This is a genomic window from Bradyrhizobium sp. PRIMUS42 (assembly GCF_023006515.1).
In the GTDB taxonomy this organism is placed as follows: domain Bacteria; phylum Pseudomonadota; class Alphaproteobacteria; order Rhizobiales; family Xanthobacteraceae; genus Bradyrhizobium.
In genome coordinates this window covers 1-542 of sequence record NZ_JALBGZ010001512.1, presented here as the reverse complement: position 1 = coordinate 542, position 542 = coordinate 1, and the positions used below count along the sequence as shown (strand labels likewise).

The 542-nt window shown below is 67.9% G+C and carries 1 protein-coding gene and 1 pseudogene; both read left to right on the top strand.

Features of this window, described 5'->3' with window-relative positions:
* Nucleotides 1–275, top strand: a pseudogene (locus MOV75_RS41370) (ABC transporter ATP-binding protein); the annotation flags it as partial.
* Nucleotides 268–542, top strand: a 275-nt coding sequence (locus tag MOV75_RS41365; protein ID WP_247008661.1) for an ATP-binding cassette domain-containing protein, incomplete at its 3' end; no start/stop codon positions are given. The pseudogene MOV75_RS41370 and the gene MOV75_RS41365, both read left to right, overlap by 8 nt.

Genomic DNA, 542 nt, shown 5'->3' with positions numbered 1-542 from the left:
CACTTGCGCTCGCCGGCGCCCCGCGCTTCGTGCTGTTCGACGAGCCGGCCGCGGGCCTGTCGCCGACCGAACGGGCCGAGCTGATCGAGATCCTGACCTCGCTGCCGGCGCATATCGGCTACATCATCATCGAGCACGACATGGACGTGGCGCTCCGCGTCGTCGAGAGCGTCACGATGATGCACAACGGCCGCGTCTTCAAGGAGGGCCTGCCGGAAGAGATCCAGTCCGACCCCGAGGTGCAGGAGCTTTATCTCGGAGGCGGCCATGAATGAGGTCCGCCGCTCTGCCGCCGCGCTCGAAGTTCGCGGGCTCGACGTCTATTACGGGCACTCGCACGCCCTGCAAGGCGTCGACCTCACGCTGGAGAGCGGCGTGTTCTCCGTAGTCGGCCGCAACGGCATGGGCAAGACCACGCTGTGCAAGGCGATCATGGGCCTCGTGAGTGTGAGCGGTGGATCGATCCGCGTTCGCGGCGAGGACGTCACGCGGCGGCCTTCCGCCCAGATCGCCCGGCTCGGCGTCGGCTATGTGCCGCAGGG